Source organism: Tunturiibacter gelidiferens (assembly GCF_051013345.1).
Classification (GTDB): domain Bacteria; phylum Acidobacteriota; class Terriglobia; order Terriglobales; family Acidobacteriaceae; genus Edaphobacter; species Edaphobacter gelidiferens_A.
Genome location: NZ_CP132939.1, coordinates 5,525,867 through 5,542,175 on the forward strand (window position 1 = coordinate 5,525,867; position 16,309 = coordinate 5,542,175).

Consider the following 16,309-nt stretch of genomic DNA (forward strand, 5'->3'; position numbering starts at 1 on the left):
CTTGAGCACAACAGTGGGTTGACTACAGGCGGACTCGCGTCCGCATCGGATCTCCGTAGTGGCCTGCGGCTCGAGTGTCACCGCCGAGGGACTCCAACCCGCCGCTCCGGTTGGCTAATGGCAACGGCTGACGGCTGTCCTGTCTATCTCACATGGCACGAAGCCCTTTCGTCCCAATTCCGGAAGGAGCGGACGAGGCGTGCGTCGCATGTTGGTTCGGAAAAAACTGTACGCCTTTGAGATCGGCTGTTCGTGAGGTGCGAGATGGGGTTCTTGTCCACTGCCATAGTTATATCCATCTGCTCGCTGACCTGTGCCTGCGCTTCCGGCTTAGGCCAGGACGTCTCAAGCCAGGGTGACAGTACAACCGCTCTCGCCGCGCTTCACGTAAAAGCGGATCAAGCTCAGGCTAGAGACAGATGCTTTCTCTATGCCGAGCTCGTGAGCCAGATGACGGATCTGGCCGGCAAGCAGTTCAACTCCGGCGACTCCGAGCAGGCTTCGCAGACCCTCCAGCTCGTGCAGCGATATACCGGGAAGATCCATGCGGGCGTTACCGATGACAGTAAAAAGCTAAGAGATGCCGAGTTGCTCATGCGGCGCGCCTCTTTTCGCCTTAAAGGCATTCTCAGCGTAGCTACGTATGAAGACCGACCGGTTTTGGAAGTGACACTAAAGCAGTTGAATGAGGTTCAGTCAGAGCTCCTGATGCAGGTCTTTAAAAGTAAAGTGCGGTTGAATCGACCTTCTTTCAAGCGATGTGATCGTGCATTTTCCCACGATGAATTCAGTCGAATTTCCGTACACCGCATAGGAAGACGGACCGGTATCAGCGAGAGATTGCTTATTCAGACGCCTGGATGTGCGTAAAGCTCCGTTGTTGGGAATAAAAAATGGAAATTCCGGTTTACCTCGGGTAGTGGAGGAAAGTCATGGGGAAATATGAAAGCGTGATAAAGCGTCCGGTAAACCGCCGTTCTCTCTTGAAAAGCGGAATGCTGGCAGGTGGCGCAGCAGCGGCTATTAAGTTAAGCAGCATCACGCGCATGCTGATCTGGCTCCTTCGCAAACTCGGGCACTCCTTTCTGACGCGCGCTGTAGAAGCGAAATCACCTATAGACATGCTGAATCAAACAGAAGTGAGAGTGCACATGACGCAGAGCTATCCACAATTTGTTTCCGAACCTCTTGCCGCACGCCATGCGCACGCTGGCAATCTGGCTGCCACGAAGCGAAGCTCGCAGCAAGCAGATGACCTGAAAAGGAGAACAACCGCGCAGATCCGCACAGCATTTGCAATCGCTGTGGGGTTTGCTGGCTTGATGGCAGGATTCCCGAGAGCAAGTGCTCAAATGATTGTTCCTGTGGATCGAACACTGCATCCTCCGCAGGGATTTGACTTTAGCGGTGAATGGAATTGCGGAGATGGCGCCTCGACCGCACACCTGGAAGTGGAAAATCGAAATCGTTCCACTGGAGGCGCGTTACTTCGTTTACCGGGACCCTGGACAGAGATTCATGAAAGTCAAGACGGCTTCAAAGGGAACTATTTTGTCGGATACGACCGGGATAAGAGTCAGTTCCTCATGATCGATGCGGATGATCCCGCTTCCGTGGCCTACTCTACCGAGGGCTGGAACGGGAAAAAGCTTCTGCTTACATCGACAAATGACAAAGGTCAATTGGGTCTGCCGCTTCGCATTCAATATGATGTCGATGACTCGCGTCGGTTCACCGTGACCTGGGAAATTTTGGAGGGCGCGGCCTGGAAGGCAGAACCAGGTTTCAAGTGCATCAAGGTCGGCGGCCGGCGATCCATCACCCGCCTAAAAAGTAGACAAGTCCGAGATCCCCACTGAAATACATCTGCACCTGCGCTCGCACGGGCCGACTGACTCTCTAATCACCGCAGCCGAAGCCTCGTTCTGCAAGTCTTCGTGAAGACGTTCGTGGTTAACATCGAGCGGGAGCGATAAAAAGCCAGAATCGCAGGCTGCAATCGGACGGGATGAGCTCTCTTTCTATCGTCAAGAACTCAAAGGGTAGGCAAAGAGGTCCGCGCCCATAGCTGGACCTGGGTTGCCGTTCTTGTGTTGCTCGGGTTCGCTCTGGGAGGAGCCACCGGGTACTACTTTTTCGTCCAGGACATGAATCGAATGAGCGATCGGCTGGATGCCATCCAGCAGCAGACCGCCCCGGCTACGGCTTCCGAGGCGAAGCCGACGGACGGAAAGGCGGGCAAGGGGCACCGGGGAGGGCATTGATGCTCGGGCAGCAAGGCTAATATCGATTGTCCAAAAGACTCAATTGCCATTGAACACTTCCTGCCCGACGGCAAGATTCATTTGGCCGGCGGCCATCAGATAGGAGCCTATCAGTTGAAGGTAGGCAAGCTGAACGACTCGATAGTCGCTTTGTGCATTCAGGAAATCCATCAGTGAGGCCACTCCCCGCTGGTAGGAGAAAGTGATGGTCTCACGGACGTAGAGGGCTTCATCTAAATATTCCTTCTTGTAGGGCTTGAGCAATTCGATATTGCTGCGCAACTGCTCGTATGAGGAATCAACGTCACTGAAAACCTGCGCCTGTGCCGCATCGGCGGTTTTCTGGCTCCGGCCAATGTCCAGTAGGGGGCTGGCTTTTTCACCTTGATTGCGATCGAAGACGCGCAGCGGAATGCTTACGTTAGCACCGAGCGTATAGCGGCCGAACGAATTGTTCAGGAATATCTTCTGGCCAACAATCGCGGCGTCGCCCGCAAAGCGCCGCTTCCAGAATGAGTTCGTCAGCATCACCGACGCCTCAGCCTCAGGCCGATCATCGCTCTCGGCAAACGTGCGCCCCAGCGCCGGCGTCACTCCCAGCGTCGAGAAGAAGTTCCACGAGCACCAGCCCGCGTTGATCTTTTCCGGCAGCTGCCCTCCCGCTGCCGAGACGTTGTATTGCTCCCAGGCATCCACCAGCGCCAGATCGGCCGCGCCCTTTGCCACCCGTTGCCAGTCGAGAAACTGGCCCCGGCGACTGGTAAATAAGAAGTCGTGTTCGGCTTGTTGTGCTCATACACTGCTACCAGTTGGCCCGGGTCGCGAAACGGCAGCGGATTTAGCAGCACCGCCCGCACTACCGCAAAGATCGTCACATTTTCGCCAATGCCCAGCGCCATCACCAGCACCGCAATCATGGTGAACCCAGGCGCACGCGCCAGTGTTCGCATGCCGATCCGGATATCGCGCCCCAGCCGTTCTACCCAGTTCCAGCTCCACGTCGCCCGCGCCTGCTCACGCACCAGCCCGCGATTGCCAAAGGTGCGCAGCGCCGCCGCCCGGGCCTCGCCTACGCTCATGCCGGCAGCGATGTTTTCCGCCGTCTGTGCTTCGATGTGATGATCAAGCTCCGCCGTTGACCGATCGCCAGCACGACCGCGATCCAACAACATCGTCGCCCGCATCTTCATTCTCTGCATCCACGCCATATGTCTTCTCCTTCGAGAACAAGCCTCATCACTCCGAGCGCAGCGCCTGCATTGGGTCCACCCGTGAGGCCCGCCATGCAGGAACCACGCATGCCACAACCGCCGTGAACAGCAGGCAACCAACCATTCCAGCGACGACCAGCGGATCGTAAGGGCTCGCTCCGTAAAGCATCTATCGAATCAGCGATCCGGCCACAGCTGCTCCGGCCAGGCCAGCCGCGGCGCCAAAGAGGACCGGCATCAGTCCGTCGACGAGCACTACGCGAAGCACCTCAGGCCGCTGCGCCCCCAGTGCGATGCGGATGGCGATCTCGACGGAGCGTTGCGTGACCAGGTACTCCATAAAGCCCGACACCGGCCAGCAGCAGCGAGATCCCTGCGAAGGCCAGCACCAGGTTTGCGGCGAAACCCTGGCTCGCCGTGGTCTTGTTGAGGATCTGGTCCATGGTAAGCGCGTTGTATACCGGCAGCTCCGGTTCAAGCTCATTCACCTGGTCGATATGGAACTGGCCACCGACCTTCAGGGTGTGCGCGCCGATGGCTTTCGAGAGTCCGTCGCTCAGATAGTACGTGTTGTTGACCTGCGTCTCATTGGTGATCGGAACGCCCATGACGAACGTGGGAAATGTAATGTTCTCCACGCCTTCAAACTGCGGTGCCTGCACAAAGATCCCCGCCGTTCCTGCGCCGGTAGTGAAACCCTGCGACGCCAGACTGACGCCGAGCCCACCCTTGGGTTGCCCGATGATGTTGGCATTGCGTAAATAGCCGGCATGAAACTCATTGACGGTGTTCGAACCGATGAGCTTGTTGACGCCCACAGACAGCAGTTGTGCTCGCCCGAAAAACAGCGCATCGAAACCCGGGATGCTGGCCCCCGCAACGGAGCCCGGATAGGGATTGTCGAGACGATAGTCATCGACAAAGTAATAGGCTGAGATCTGGCCCAGATGGCTGTTCCCATCTATGCGTACCGAGCCCTTGTCGTCTCGAACAGTCTGCGCAAATGCCGAGGTCGAGTACTGACTCGTGCTGACGTTGGGAGATGGAATGTACTGCAACAGATTCTTGCCCGGCGTCGACCGCGCGCGTTGTGGAATGATTCCGTGGGGGAAGACGCTGGAGTAGGCCTCTCCTGAAGTGACAGCGTAACCCAGCTTCTGCGTAAGCAGCGACGCGAGGTAAGGGCCGCTGATTGAACCGGTTAGGTCGCCGAAGTCGCCACTCCGCTGAGCGACAGTTGGCACTGAGATATAGCCAGTTGAAACACCCTGGTTCGTACGAGTTCCCTGATAGTTGGCGAAGAAGAAGACCTTTTCGTGCCTAACCGGGCCGCCGATCGTTCCGCCAAGCTGGTTCTGGTTGAACGCCGAGCGGGTCGGATCGAAGTATCCTCTTGCATCGAGCGCCGTATTGCGGAAGAACTCGAAGACGTCACCGTGAAACGTGGTGCCTCCCGACTTGCTGACGACGGTGACCATGCCTCCGTCGTAGTTCCCGTACTCTGGATCGAAGTTATTGGTCAGCACACGGAATTCTTCGATCGAATCCAGGTTCGGAACGATGGAGGTGCCACCATTCATGTGCTCCTGCACGTCGATTCCATTCACCAGGAAGCCGTTGGACGACTCGCGTTGCCCATTGATGGACAGGTTGCCGGGATTCAGATCACCGGAAGGGTCGAGACTTCCGGTGACGCCTGCCATGATGACAGAGCTGGGGCGACAAGGTCGAAATAGGGGCCACTCCCGGTTGAGTTGCCAAGAGGTCGGTGTAGCTCCTTCCATTTAACGGCAGCGCAGTCATCTGTGCGCCGGATACGACCTCGCCAAGATGTGTCGCAGCAGTCTCAACTGCACGCCGACCGTACTGCTGGTGACCGTCAGAACCTCTGACTGCGTTGCGATCGCAAGTTTTGCGTCCACTCGCAGGGCCGAATCCGTGTCGACTGTCAGGTTCGTCTTTCGTTGGGTTGCGAACCTCTTGGCCGAAATGGTCAGTTCGTAGTGACCCACAGGAAGGTTTGGGAAGGAGTAGAGACCCCGCCTGTCGGAAACAGCTTGATAACTCGTCCGCTGGGAGATGTTGACCAAGCTAAGGATGGCTCCCGGGATCGCCGCTCCGCTGGAGTCTGCAAGTGTCCCTGAGATGCTGCCTCCTGTGGCTGCCCGCAACGGCAGGGCGGCAATCAGAAGGAAGACGATGGCCAAAATAGATAGGCGCGCTCTGATGTCGGTAAATGGGGAGATCGGGGGTGCCATCCAATCGCTCGTCGCCCGGAGAGCTTTCCAGGCGAGCGAGGGTGATGCTGTTTGGAAAAGCGGGCCGCCCTGGTGCGGTAGAGATCCTCTCCGAGGAGAGGTGCCAGGTTCCTTCGGATTTTCCGCAGAACTACATTATTAGGTTTTGCGGGACCTTGATACCGTTTGCGCGTTCGGGTTTCGTTTCAATAGGTACGCGACAAACGGGCATCTGGATTGCGGAGCTCTCGAATATTTTCAATAAGTCGCCGCACGCGCAATCCAGCCGCCCAGGTTGCAGCGTAAGCAAAGAAACGAAGCCTGAGTCCCTGGGCCCCCATCAATTTATTTCCTGCTCCCGTCTGGTTCAGGAACTCCCGCTCCCAACCGCAGTGAAGTGAAATTGGAGGGTCGTATGTTAAGGCTAAAGTCTATAGGCGGACTTGCATTGAGTCTGCTCATCGCTGTGCCGCCCGGTGCGTTTGCATCCAGCCACCGGGAAGCACCTATCACCGCCCTGGATCACACCGCCGACATTACCGATGTGTACGCATTTGTCAGCTACGATCATCCAGACCGCGTCACTCTCATTATGAATGTCGATCCGTTCCTGCAGCCGAGCAATGGACCGAACTACTTCCCGTTTGACCCGTCGGTCGTGTATCAGATCAAGATCGACAACAATCACGATGCGCTGGCACACGTCGTGTTCCAGTTCCGTTTTCAGACCCACATCCTTGATCCTGGGCTCCCTGTTGGGTACGCAGGAGCGGGCAACGGGGTTGCCGCGCCGGCAAACTCGCCGAGCCCCGTCGCCCCTGGTACGCCGATCGTGCCCCCGCGATCACTTCTCTGACTGGTGCCGGGGCCGCAGGCCTGAGTCTGCAGCAGACGTTCACCGTGAACATGATCAAGGATGGTCGTAGCATCCCCTAACGAATACCAGCGGTGGCCCTTTGATCGCGGTTCCCAGCAACGTGGGCCCCCGAACCATGCCGGACTACAACGCTCTAGCCGGGCAGGGCATATATAGCCTGCAAGGCAACGGCGCCTCCGACGTTCGGGTCTTCGCCGGCACGGCCGCAGATCCCTTCTTCATCGATCTGGGCGCGACCTTCGATAGCCTCAACTACCGCGCCGGCACAGGGGTTGAAGCGCTTACTCCTGCACAGGATGCCAACGATCAGCTCAATTCGGCTCCGAATTCGGTCGCCGGATTCAACGTAAACACCATCGCGATTGAGGTTCCGATTACGATGCTTACTAGCGATGGAGTCATCCACGCCGCCACGGATCCGAAGGGAACCATCGGCGTCTGGGCGACAACCTCCAGGACAGAGATCACCATTCGCATACCCAGGAAGCCCGCTCAAAACTTTGGCAACCTGGCCCAGATACAGCGCTTTGGCAATCCGCTGATCAACGAACTGATCATCGGGACAGGCAGCAAGGACTTCTGGAGCATGTCCGAGCCGGTCAACGACAGTCAGTTTGCCGCGTTCGACCTTGATCCTCTCATTGCAAGAGTATTCAACGCCGTATATGGGTTCAAAATACCTACTCCACCCCGAACCGATCTGCTGCCGCTGGTGACGTATGCGGCGCCGATCGCCCCGAAAGGCACTGCAGCCGGGCCAATCGCCGACCTTATGCGGCTCAACACTGGTGTACCTCCTACCCCGGAGTCGCAGCGCAAGCGTCTTGGCCTGATCGCTGGTGACGCTGCCGGGTTCCCCAATGGCCGCCGTCTCACCGATGATGTAGTCGATATCGTTGAGCGGGTCGGCATTGGCGGGATTCTGAACCCTCGGTTCGATGTCGCTCCGAACATCTTGCTCGGTGATGGTGTTAACGCACCAGACGTTCCCCCGCAGGAAACGTTCCCGTATGTTCACTTTGCATACAGTGGACGCGACAGCCGTCATAGCAGTCCGGGCGATGCTACTGGCTGCGGCGACCAACCAACGTCCTCCAGTTCTCAGAACTCGGCGGCCCCACCGGCAAACCAGGGTGGTCCTCAGCCCTGCCCCGTCAACTAACACTCAGTCGCGCCCAGTAAGGCTAGTTGGGTCGCCTGAACACAACCCGTTCTCTGCGCGGAATCTGTTTCCGCGCAGAGAACCACTTTCTGAGGCTCTAGAGAATAGGTTCCTTATGAAATCACTGTACGCGTCACTGTTCCTTCTCAGCGTCTTAACCTCCGGGCCGGGATTCGCCCAGCAAGCGGCCTTCCCTGCAGCGGACCAGCGTAACCCGTCGGGCCAGCCGGCCGTTCAGCAAGACACTCCCGCACAGCAGCGCATCGCAGGGGCACAGCTGCAGATCAGGACCGATCCGAAGAAGGTGCAGGCCTACAACGAACTGGCGCTCGCCTTTTTGCGGAGGACTCGCGAGACCGCCGATTCCAGGTACTTGAAGGATGCAGACGCCGCGCTTGCTCAAGGCTTGAAACTGGATTCGACCGACTTTCAGTTGCAGAGAACTCAGGTCGCCCTCCTGTTGAGTCGTCATGAGTTCGCTCAGGCAAGGGATCGGGCGACGGTTCTCAATCACCGCACACCCGACGATGTGATGACCTATGGATATATCGCCGAGGCAGATATCGCGCTCGGCAATTATCCAGAGGCAGAGACGAACGTGCAATGGATGATGAATATGCGGCCCTACAACACTCCAGCACTCCTGGTCGGGGCCACGCTGCGGGCGTTGTACGGTGACGCGCATGGCGCGATCGATTTTCTAAATCGGGCATATTCGCAGACGTCCCCGGCTGAGGTGGAGGAGTTGGCGTGGATTGCCAACCAGATCGCATCGATTCAGATCGAATCGGGCCAGAGCGCCGCGGCAGCGCAGACTCTGGAGGGGGCCGAGCAGGTCTTCCCTCGTTATCCCTACACTATGGAGAATTTGGCCCGCGTCCGCATGGCCGAGAATCGAGCAAGCGATGCCGTTCAGCTTTTGATGCAGGCCTCGTCGATCGGCAACGATCCTCACGTTCTCTATGAACTGGCAAAAGCGCAGGAGGCTGCGGGGCAGGCAAAGCAAGCTCGCGCCACGTATGCGGAGTTCGAGAAGCTGGCAAGCGAGCCCGAAAGATCAAGCGGCGCGTCAACACTTGACCTCATTATGATGTATGCCAAAAGTCCCGCCACCGCGCCCATTGCGCTGAAACTTGCGCAGCACGAGATTGCGGCACGGCAGGATGTAAAGACTCTAGATGCATACGCCTGGGCGCTCTATGCCAATGCGAAAGACCAGGACGCGGACGCCGCGGCACAGAAGGCTATCGCGGTTGGAATCCAAAGCCCTCAGATTTTCGATCACGCCGGGCACATTGCGCAGAAGCTCAATCACAGTGCGGACGCCACAAAGTATTTCGAGCTCTCCATCCAATCCAATCCTTCGTCTGAGTATGCCTCGGACGCTCGCAAGTCTGTCGGTCTCGCGACGGTCACGGGTGATCAATGGCCGAAAGCTTCGCCAGAAACGCCTGCGTCCGCCGTGCCACAGGGTGCTCTTCCGAGTGGGACTTTGACCGCGTCGGATCAATCGGATCACAGTGCAGCGTCCGTTGGCGTTGGAATGAGGGCCGATGCTCTCGTTTTTGCTCCCGTACCCGAGGCTCTGCTGACGCCTCAACCGACGAGCACCAGCCGTATGATCCATAGCGCTCAGGTTACTGTGGCTCGCAATCCGAGTGGCGCCGCAGGATATGCGGGATTGGGCGCTGCATATTTCCAGCGCGCCAGAGAAACCGGCGACGTAAGCGACTTTCAGCTCGCTGAGCAATCTCTTACCAAGTCGATCGATCTTGTTTCAGCGGACTTTTCAGCAGATGAAGCCTTGGGAACGATGGCTGAGGTCTGCATGGGGGAACATCGCTTTGCCGACGCCCTCACCTACGCGCAGCATGCACTGTCACTCGGAACGGGCGACATTTCGCCTTTCGCCATAGTCGGGGATGCCTACGCGGATATGGGTGAGTACGAGAAGGCGGGTGTCGCCTATGGTCGATTGACGCCTCGCGACATGACGCTTTCGCCGCGTGCCGCGTATGCGCGAGACAGCCGAATCTCCTATTTGATGGTGATCGCCGGGGACACGGCCGGGGCGATCGACCTGATGAAGACAGCAGTCACGGAAGGAGTCGAAGCTCAACTTCCGAGTGAACACCTTGCATGGTTGTACTACGAGTTGGGAGAGTACGATGCGCAGGCGGGTGACTCCGCTTCCGCCGACTCGGCCTATCTTGCCGCACTCACCATCCATCCTGGAGACTATCGCGCTTTGGCCGCTCTGGGTAAGCTCAGAGCGAACAACGGTAGATATGCGGAAGCAATCCTGCTTTACCAAAAGGCCATTGCCGTCGTCCCCATGCCTATCTTTGTCGCGGAGCTGGGGGACCTGTATGCAAAGTCTGGAAATCAGGCAGAGGCCCAAAAGCAGTATGCGCTTGTCGAGTACATTGGACTGCTTGGGCACATCAATCAAGTGCTGCACAATCGCGATCTGGCACTCTTCTATGCCGATCATGATATGAAGCTCGCCGAGGCCCTGGACCTCGCACAGAAAGAGCTTGAAGTCCGGCATGACGTTTACACCTGGGACGCGTTGGCTTGGGCCTTCTACAAGAATGGCAAGCTGACGGAGGCGGCAAAGGCAAGCGAGAAAGCGATGCAATTCGGAACACGGGACTCGCTTCTTCTCTTTCACGCCGGGATGATCGCCGAGCGACTGGGACAGCTAGAGCGGGCTCGCAATGAACTAAAAGAAGCACTCCAGATCAACCCACACTTCCATCTGATCTATGCAAATGCGGCACAACAGAGACTTACCGCTTCGGAAACGCAATCCAAATCAAAGGGAGGCTCTGAATAACATGCTCGCTAAGAGATTTGGCAGGCTCGTGTCGCTGCTTTTGTTGTTTGGTCTTTGTCGATTGGCTTCGGCTCACCCTATGGGCAATTTCAGCGTAAATCACTACTCCAAAATTAACGTGCAAGGCGACCGAATCATCGTTCGGTACTCCATCGATTTGGCAGAGATTCCCACCTATCAGGAACTACAGCAAGGGAATATTGCGGCCACCCACATGGATCCGAATTCCGCGGCGGTTGTCCGCTATGTGGCTGCCCGCGGCGCAGAGCTGGGACACGGTCTGATTGTTGACATGGATGGCAAAGAGATTCCACTACGCCTGGTCTCGAGCGGAGTCATCTTTCCTCCCGGCGCGGGTGGTCTGCCCACGATGAAGATGGGCTTCGTTTACGAAGCGGCTTACCCGTCGACCGTGGACCGACAGCATGTAAGCCTGCATTATGCGGACAACAACTACCCAGGACACTCCGGATGGAAGGAAGTCGTTGCACTGGCTGCCGTCGGCTCTTTGCTCGGCAGCTCGGTTCCCGCAACGGATCGCAGCGGCGAGCTGAGCAACTATCCAACCGATCTGCTGACCAGCCCACCTCAGGACCTCGAAGCTTCAGTCGTAGCCACGTTGCCGCCATTACCGACTCAGGTCGCTGATGCGCAGTCTTATTTAAGTTCCCAGCCGCTATCGCGGCGTGTGGAGGCTCCTGCAACCAGCGCGACGCTTCCGCAGAATCATTCCAACACGGCTGTGAAGGCTGTGCCCGCACCCAAGCAGATCGCAGCTGTACCCGTCGCAGTGTCACTTGAACCGTCTCAACCTGCATCGGCGTCGTCGATTACCATGCATCTCCAGGCCAATCAACAGCAGACGCCACGCAGCAGATTTACCGAACTAATCACGGCCCAGCATCTGAGCGCCTGGTTTCTGTTTACCGCTGCAATCATTGCCATCGGTCTCGGTGGACTGCACGCATTGGAACCTGGTCACGGTAAAACCATCGTCGCCGCCTATCTGGTGGGTTCCAAAGGAACCGCGCGGCACGCTGTTCTGCTGGGCATGATCGTTACCGCATCGCATACTGTCGGTGTATTCGCGCTTGGAGCGATCACGCTGTACGCTTCACGCTACATCGTGCCCGAGCAACTCTATCCCTGGCTGGGCGCTTTCTCTGGGATCACGGTTGCGGGACTTGGGTGCTATATGCTCTTGCGCCGCCTGACAGGCACGGCCACGGATCATTCTCACGCCGCGGGCGGCTCTCACAGCCGCTGGTTCTTCTCGAAACGCACGGTGAACGAAGGTGCAGAGGAGAATCAGGTCCGAATCGAAGATGCTTCGGCTAAGTCTGTAAGTCTTACCCAACTTTTTGCCTTGGGCATCACCGGGGGAATCATCCCATGCCCGGCTGCGCTGATCGTTCTGTTGAGTGCATTTGCACTGCATAGGATAGGATTGGGTTTCTTCCTGATTGTGGCCTTCAGCATCGGACTTGCCGCCGTACTGATTGGGTTTGGCATGTTGATGGTCTATGCGCGTCGCTTCATGACGCACCTTCAAATCGATGGTCCGCTCACCAGGCGTTGGCTTCCGGTCGCGTCCTCTGCATTTATCACTGTCCTCGGCCTTCTGTTGACAATACAAGCCCTTTCAGCCGTGCACCGCGATGTGCACATGTTTTCCAAAGAGAGACTTGGACCCATCTTGTTCGTCACAGGCTTGGGCCTGATCCTCGGAATGCGGCACTCTACTGACGCGGATCATGTAGTTGCCATTTCAACCATCGTCAGCAAGCAACGGAGCATCCGCAATGCCGCATTCATTGGTTTCGTCTGGGGAATGGGTCACACGATCACGATCTCTATTGTCGGCTCACTGATCATTCTCTTCGGAGTCGAGATTCCACCTCGTGTTGGGTTATCAATGGAATTCAGCGTCGCCATCATGCTGATTCTGCTCGGCGTCCTGAACCTCACCGGCGTGATGCAGAAGGTGACTGCCTACTTCACCCCAGCCAGCATGGCGAGTGCAAAGCTAGCAGAGAATGTCGCGGGCAGGGGGGTCAAGACCGCGACAGAAGGGCTCTATCAGAACTCGATTGGCCGTTTCGGTTTGTATCAATGCGTCCGGCCGCTGGCAATCGGCTTGGTGCATGGGCTCGCGGGATCCGCAGCCGTGGCTCTACTGGTCTTGTCTACGATTCACAACCCGGTCTGGGCAACGGTATATCTGCTCATCTTCGGCGCTGGAACAATGATTGGGATGATGTGCATGACTGCAGCCATTGCTTTACCCCTGGCCTATGCAGGAGATCACTTTCCCGTGCTCAGCCGTTATCTCGGAGTAGCTTCCGGTATGGTCAGTCTTTGTTTCGGATCATTTCTCGTGTATCAACTGGGTTTTGTAGGTGGACTGTTCACAAGTCACCCCCAATGGACCCCGCAATAGTAGTGTGATCCAAAGACAATGCTCAGCTTCGCAAAATCCGCGACATCGCTTCCACCTTTCACATCGAATCCCCTCAGTTGGGATTTCAGTACCTTCGTCAGACGGCTCTGGTGCAATGTATGGTCCGCCGTCTGACTGCAAGGGAAGAATTGAATCATGGTCGCAGTTGTGACCGAATTGATGGTTGGTGGAGAACGCTCCACCCAAGATGATTCGACAAAGGGATCCGCTCGGGCTCTGGTCTCTAAGCTTCGACTCCGAGCGTTGCTCCAGGCAACGGGAAGGATATCTTTGCCCTTGACAACATCTTCGCCCTTATTGACGGATACATTGACGCAGACTTTCTCATCCCTCAGATGAGTTGCGCTGCGTGCTCTTCCTGATAAACGGGACGGTCCTGGAAGACCATTTTCGGGAGCAGGTTGCGAGCACGCCGTTGGGAACTGTTCGTTCGTCTTAGCTATCCAGTGCAGACCTTGGTTGGAGAACTTGATGCCGGTGGTGGCTAATCTTGCTTAGGCAGTCATTGCGTCCGGAACCGCTCGATAGTCCTGTCCGCTCGAGAGAACGGCCCACGCGATACGGGCGAGCTTGTTGGCTGCGGCTGTGATCACTACCTTGACCGGGGACCGGCGCTCAAGAGCGTTGAGCCAGGGACCGAACGGCGAACGTTCTCGCTTGACGCGGAGGACGGCGGATCGGGCACCATGCACAAGCAGCTTCCTCAGATAGCTGTTGCCGCGCTTGCTGATGCCGAAGAGTCTGATCTTGCCGCCGGTCGAGTGCTGTCGCGGCACAAGTCCCAGCCAGGAGGAGAACTCCCGGCCCTTATGGAAAGGCCGCTCCGTTGCCGATCGCCGCTACGATCGCGGTTGCAACCAGAGGCCCAATACCCGGGATCTGTCTGAGTCGCTGGCAGGCTGGATCGGAAGAGGCGATCTGTTCAACCTCCACGTTCATCGCAACGATCTGCTGCTCCAGATCCTTCCACTCGCTCCAGAGCAGGCTGACGAGGTTGCGCATGCGTAGGGTCAGGTTCGCATCTGCGTTCTCGAGGATCTCTGGCATCGCCAGCTTCAGCTTCGCGGGCGTCTTTGCGAACACCATGCCACGCTCGAGCAGGAAGGCCCGTAGTTGGTTGATGACGGAGGTTCGACGGGCGACGAGGCGATCACGCACACGATGCATCGCCTGAAGGTCGAGCTGGTCGTCCGTCTTGATCGGAACGAAGCGCATGTTCTGCCGATCGACAGCTTCGGCGATCGCTTCCGCATCCAGGAAGTCGTTCTTGTTCGACTTCACGAATGGCTTCACGAACTGAGCTGGGATCAGCTTCACGTCGTGGCCTTGTTCTCTCAGAGCACGACCGAGGAAGTGAGCACCCGAACATGCCTCCATCCCGATCAGGCAGGTCTGCATGTTCGCGGTGAAGATGATGAGCTGCTTCTGGGTAAACTTCTTCCGCAATAGCACCTTGCCCGCTGCGCTGAGAGCTACCAGGTGAAACGTCGTCTTGCCAAGATCGATACCAACCGAACGAATCTGCATGTCGATGATCCTCCTTGAACCTGCCAACAAGATCACCCACTTCAATGTGGAGATCAAGCGGTAGAGTCGAGATGTGGCGCGGTGGTTTAGGTGCCCCCTATCTGTTTCCGGCTCTTTCGTCTGCCGGTGCCTCACTAGGTTTACCCTGCTCCGTTTCCACATCCCGCTCATCGAACCGGACAGGCGGATCTCCCGCATCCGGCTCTCGGAGAAGACTCACGCTTTCGCCCACGGAAAATTGCGTGTCCGTCGGTCCAGACGAACAAGACCTAAGGCTCCATAGAGATATGTATCCGGGAACATCCCGTTCGCACGTCCTGAGAGCTTATGTTTCGTTCGCAACCACAGACGCAGCCTCATCGTCGCGTAACCATCTACAGCACGATAGGCTGTACTGACCGGTCCAAGACAGAAGTAGTTCGCCCATCCACACATTGTGCGGTTGAGCTTCGTCACGATTGTCGCTGGAGCCAACGAGGTTGTACTCCGTCCGGTCATTTCGCGTATTTCCCCGCAGATGCGGTGCACCCGCTTTCGCGCTGGAACGGTGCCAAGATAGGCTCGTCCAGTTTTGGGGCTATAGCATTGACCAAACGTGTATCCAAGAAAGTCAAACTTCTCTTCCGGCACAGAGCAGACCCGCGTCTTCGAGTCGTTCACCGTCAACTTCAGCTTCAACATCATCTTCTGCATCGTGGCTAAAGCTTGATCCGCTCCAGTCCGACAGCAGATGACAAGATCATCGGCGTAGTTCACGATGTACGCTTCCCAACGCGCCTCGTACCCGAGCTTCTTCCACCCGAGCACAAACCGGCGCATATACAGATTGCTGAGCAAGGGGCTGATCGGAGCTCCTTGTGGAGTACCTCGACCTTCGTCCCGATTGCGCGTGCTCCGACGCTGGTTTCCACGCTCATCGGTTTCTTCAACCGGAGCTTCCAGCCACATCTTGATTAGATGCAGCATCGCTCCGTCGACGACCCTTCGAGCTACCGACCTCATAAGATCGGCATGTGGAATGCTATCGAAGTAGCTGCTGAGATCCGCATCTACAATCCTCCTATGGCCAGTGTTGATGGCCGAGATGCCAACCGTCCGGCAAGTTACTGAAAAATGGGATGAGTTGTTCATGACCTTCGGTCACAACGACGGATGAAAATGGGTTTAGGCTGTTGTGGTCGTGCCCGCATGAGGTCGTGACCTGCATTGGCGTTTCGAACCCGCTGATGAGTTTGACCCTGGATGCGTTCAGGAACAACGGACTGTAGCCTTCCTCACGGAAGAGCACGCGAGGGAGACTCTCGCACTCTGCATCCTTGCGAGCACGGCAGAGGAGGCAAGGATGGAAGTGCTCTATGAGAGGTGTTGCGGTATCGACGTTCACAAGTCGTCGGTTGCGGCGTGTATTCTGCTCGAGCGAGGGCACAAGCCAAGGAGCATCTTCGTCGCTTCGGTTGCACAACGCGAGACCTGCGTGAGCTAGCTGAGTGGCTCAGGAGCTTTGACGTTCGACATGTCGCTATGGAGTCGACAGGCGTTGAAGAGGCTAGAGAGCCTCGGCGTCAGTGTCACGCTGCAACCACAGGCTGGATAGGTGGGCATTTTCGAGGGAGAGCAGGTCCTTCGGATCGAGTCGATCTTCCATCTCGGAAACGACGTGTAGCGTCCGGTCTGCCCTCGTTGATTGGGATCGATCTTGGGGATGTCTGGAGCCATTACTGCACGCCTTGT

14 protein-coding genes and 1 pseudogene are annotated in these 16,309 nt (G+C 57.1%); 8 read left to right on the forward strand and 7 right to left on the reverse strand.

What is annotated here, in order from left to right:
• The first annotated feature begins 450 nt into the window (after nucleotides 1-450).
• The 3 genes from RBB80_RS27790 (at nucleotide 451) to RBB80_RS27800 (ending at nucleotide 2,264) form a co-directional block, all read left to right on the forward strand.
• On the forward strand, nucleotides 451-870 hold the full coding sequence (locus RBB80_RS27790; protein ID WP_433965448.1) for a hypothetical protein: 420 nt from the start codon (nucleotides 451-453) through the stop codon (nucleotides 868-870).
• A gap of 62 nt (nucleotides 871-932) precedes the next feature.
• Nucleotides 933-1,859 carry a hypothetical protein gene (locus RBB80_RS27795; RefSeq protein WP_433965449.1) on the forward strand — a complete coding sequence of 309 codons (927 nt, stop codon included), beginning with the start codon at nucleotides 933-935 and terminating at the stop codon, nucleotides 1,857-1,859.
• A gap of 234 nt (nucleotides 1,860-2,093) precedes the next feature.
• Nucleotides 2,094-2,264 carry a hypothetical protein gene (locus RBB80_RS27800; RefSeq protein WP_433965450.1) on the forward strand — a complete coding sequence of 57 codons (171 nt, stop codon included), beginning with the start codon at nucleotides 2,094-2,096 and terminating at the stop codon, nucleotides 2,262-2,264.
• Nucleotides 2,265-2,303: 39 nt separating this feature from the next.
• Here the strand turns inward: RBB80_RS27800 and RBB80_RS27805 are convergent, their stop codons facing one another.
• The 5 genes from RBB80_RS27805 to RBB80_RS27825 all read right to left on the reverse strand — a co-directional run bounded on the left by RBB80_RS27805 (nucleotide 2,304) and on the right by RBB80_RS27825 (nucleotide 5,733).
• A complete protein-coding gene (locus RBB80_RS27805; RefSeq protein ID WP_433965451.1) occupies nucleotides 2,304-2,960 on the reverse strand; it encodes a TolC family protein in 657 nt (218 codons plus the stop codon).
• The gene (locus tag RBB80_RS27810; protein ID WP_433965452.1) at nucleotides 2,855-3,472 is read right to left on the reverse strand and encodes a permease prefix domain 1-containing protein; all 618 of its coding nucleotides are present in this window, start codon (nucleotides 3,470-3,472) and stop codon (nucleotides 2,855-2,857) included. The genes RBB80_RS27805 and RBB80_RS27810 overlap by 106 nt, the downstream gene beginning before the upstream one ends.
• 172 nt (nucleotides 3,473-3,644) lie before the next feature.
• Entirely contained in the window at nucleotides 3,645-3,815 is a 171-nt protein-coding gene (locus tag RBB80_RS27815; protein ID WP_433965453.1) for an FtsX-like permease family protein, read from the reverse strand.
• The gene (locus RBB80_RS27820; protein WP_433965454.1) at nucleotides 3,745-5,178 is read right to left on the reverse strand and encodes a hypothetical protein; all 1,434 of its coding nucleotides are present in this window, start codon (nucleotides 5,176-5,178) and stop codon (nucleotides 3,745-3,747) included. The genes RBB80_RS27815 and RBB80_RS27820 overlap by 71 nt, the downstream gene beginning before the upstream one ends.
• A 96-nt stretch (nucleotides 5,179-5,274) precedes the next feature.
• Complete coding sequence (locus RBB80_RS27825) at nucleotides 5,275-5,733, reverse strand: carboxypeptidase-like regulatory domain-containing protein (RefSeq protein ID WP_433965455.1); 459 nt, start codon at nucleotides 5,731-5,733, stop codon at nucleotides 5,275-5,277.
• 394 nt (nucleotides 5,734-6,127) lie between these two features.
• Between RBB80_RS27825 and RBB80_RS27830 the strand changes: the two genes are divergently transcribed.
• From RBB80_RS27830 to RBB80_RS27845, 4 genes are all read left to right on the forward strand, one after another.
• Complete coding sequence (locus RBB80_RS27830) at nucleotides 6,128-6,568, forward strand: DUF4331 family protein (protein WP_433965456.1); 441 nt, start codon at nucleotides 6,128-6,130, stop codon at nucleotides 6,566-6,568.
• Between the two features lie 100 nt (nucleotides 6,569-6,668).
• Nucleotides 6,669-7,751 (forward strand): DUF4331 domain-containing protein, encoded by a 1,083-nt coding sequence (locus RBB80_RS27835; protein ID WP_433965457.1) that lies wholly within the window; start codon nucleotides 6,669-6,671, stop codon nucleotides 7,749-7,751.
• A 115-nt stretch (nucleotides 7,752-7,866) separates the two neighbouring features.
• Complete coding sequence (locus RBB80_RS27840) at nucleotides 7,867-10,590, forward strand: tetratricopeptide repeat protein (RefSeq protein ID WP_433965458.1); 2,724 nt, start codon at nucleotides 7,867-7,869, stop codon at nucleotides 10,588-10,590.
• Nucleotide 10,591: 1 nt separating this feature from the next.
• Complete coding sequence (locus RBB80_RS27845; RefSeq protein ID WP_433965459.1) at nucleotides 10,592-13,030, forward strand: hypothetical protein; 2,439 nt, start codon at nucleotides 10,592-10,594, stop codon at nucleotides 13,028-13,030.
• Nucleotides 13,031-13,545: 515 nt separating this feature from the next.
• Here RBB80_RS27845 and RBB80_RS27850 read toward each other — a convergent pair.
• Together RBB80_RS27850 and RBB80_RS27855 are read right to left on the reverse strand one after the other, a co-directional pair.
• Nucleotides 13,546-14,578: pseudogene (locus RBB80_RS27850) on the reverse strand (IS110 family transposase).
• A gap of 216 nt (nucleotides 14,579-14,794) precedes the next feature.
• The gene (locus tag RBB80_RS27855) at nucleotides 14,795-15,709 is read right to left on the reverse strand and encodes a reverse transcriptase domain-containing protein (RefSeq protein WP_433965460.1); all 915 of its coding nucleotides are present in this window, start codon (nucleotides 15,707-15,709) and stop codon (nucleotides 14,795-14,797) included.
• A 211-nt stretch (nucleotides 15,710-15,920) separates the two neighbouring features.
• Here RBB80_RS27855 and RBB80_RS27860 point away from each other — a divergent pair, with 211 nt between their 5' ends.
• A complete protein-coding gene (locus RBB80_RS27860) occupies nucleotides 15,921-16,061 on the forward strand; it encodes a hypothetical protein (protein WP_433965461.1) in 141 nt (46 codons plus the stop codon).
• The last annotated feature ends 248 nt before the right edge of the window (nucleotides 16,062-16,309 follow it).

Coding starts and splice junctions, on each gene's coding strand:
- RBB80_RS27790 (WP_433965448.1), top strand. CDS start 451: ATGACGGATCTGGCCGGCAAGCAGTTCAACTCCGGCGACTCCGAGCAG.
- RBB80_RS27855 (WP_433965460.1), bottom strand. CDS start 15,709: ATGAACAACTCATCCCATTTTTCAGTAACTTGCCGGACGGTTGGCATC.
- RBB80_RS27830 (WP_433965456.1), top strand. CDS start 6,128: ATGTTAAGGCTAAAGTCTATAGGCGGACTTGCATTGAGTCTGCTCATC.
- RBB80_RS27820 (WP_433965454.1), bottom strand. CDS start 5,178: ATGGCAGGCGTCACCGGAAGTCTCGACCCTTCCGGTGATCTGAATCCC.
- RBB80_RS27845 (WP_433965459.1), top strand. CDS start 10,592: ATGCTCGCTAAGAGATTTGGCAGGCTCGTGTCGCTGCTTTTGTTGTTT.
- RBB80_RS27815 (WP_433965453.1), bottom strand. CDS start 3,815: ATGGAGTACCTGGTCACGCAACGCTCCGTCGAGATCGCCATCCGCATC.
- RBB80_RS27825 (WP_433965455.1), bottom strand. CDS start 5,733: ATGGCACCCCCGATCTCCCCATTTACCGACATCAGAGCGCGCCTATCT.
- RBB80_RS27810 (WP_433965452.1), bottom strand. CDS start 3,472: ATGGCGTGGATGCAGAGAATGAAGATGCGGGCGACGATGTTGTTGGAT.
- RBB80_RS27860 (WP_433965461.1), top strand. CDS start 15,921: ATGGAAGTGCTCTATGAGAGGTGTTGCGGTATCGACGTTCACAAGTCG.
- RBB80_RS27840 (WP_433965458.1), top strand. CDS start 7,867: ATGAAATCACTGTACGCGTCACTGTTCCTTCTCAGCGTCTTAACCTCC.
- RBB80_RS27795 (WP_433965449.1), top strand. CDS start 933: ATGGGGAAATATGAAAGCGTGATAAAGCGTCCGGTAAACCGCCGTTCT.